1 pseudogene is annotated in these 846 nt (G+C 51.8%); it reads left to right on the top strand.

The window, feature by feature from the left end:
• A pseudogene (locus tag A3775_RS23925) lies at positions 1-846 on the top strand (hypothetical protein); the annotation flags it as partial.

Here is an 846-nt window from a genome sequence, read left to right as displayed (position 1 = left end):
ATTGGTAGAGGTGCGAACGCATCGGGGAATGATTCCTTAGCCACAGGTAATGCAGCGTCAGCAGGTGGACAAGGTGCTGTTGCCACCGGTTCTAATGCCAATGCCAATGCAAATAACAGCATTGCCACAGGTACAGGTGCAACAGTTGGAACAGGGGCGACAGGTTCAACTGCCATAGGTGAAGGTGCAACAATTGGTGATAATGCCACAAATGCGATCGCTGTCGGTACAGGTGCAAATGCTAGCCAAAATTCTGCCACCGCCACAGGTAACACCGCCCAAGCCACTGGTATTTCTGCTTCGGCTTACGGTGATGGTGCGAACGCTGGTGGTGACAATTCTACCGCCATTGGTAGAGGTGCGAACGCATCGGGGAATGATTCCTTAGCCACAGGTAATACAGCGTCAGCAGGTGGACAAGGTGCTGTTGCCACCGGTGCTAATGCCAATGCCAGTGCAAATAACAGCATTGCCACAGGTACAGGTGCAACAGTTGAGAATGGTGCAACAGGCTCGACTGCCATAGGTAATCTAGCTACAGTCAGTGAGAGTGCCACAAATGCGATCGCTGTCGGTACAGGTGCAAGTGCTAGCCAAAATTCTGCCACCGCCACAGGTAATGCTGCCGAAGCCAGTGGTATTTCTGCTTCGGCTTACGGTGATGGTGCTAGAGCTAGTGGTACAAATTCTACCGCCATTGGTCAAAGTGCGATCGCATCGGGGAATGATTCCTTAGCCACAGGTAATACAGCTAATGCAGGTGGACAGGGTGCTGTTGCCACCGGTTCTAATGCCAATGCCAGTGCAAATAACAGCATTGCCACAGGTACGAACACAGAAGCCAAT

This window comes from Anabaena sp. 4-3, from assembly GCF_001597745.1.
Taxonomy (GTDB): Bacteria; Cyanobacteriota; Cyanobacteriia; order Cyanobacteriales; family Nostocaceae; genus Trichormus.
Note: the sequence above shows the minus strand (reverse complement) of the source record. Positions and strands in the feature narration are given on the sequence as shown.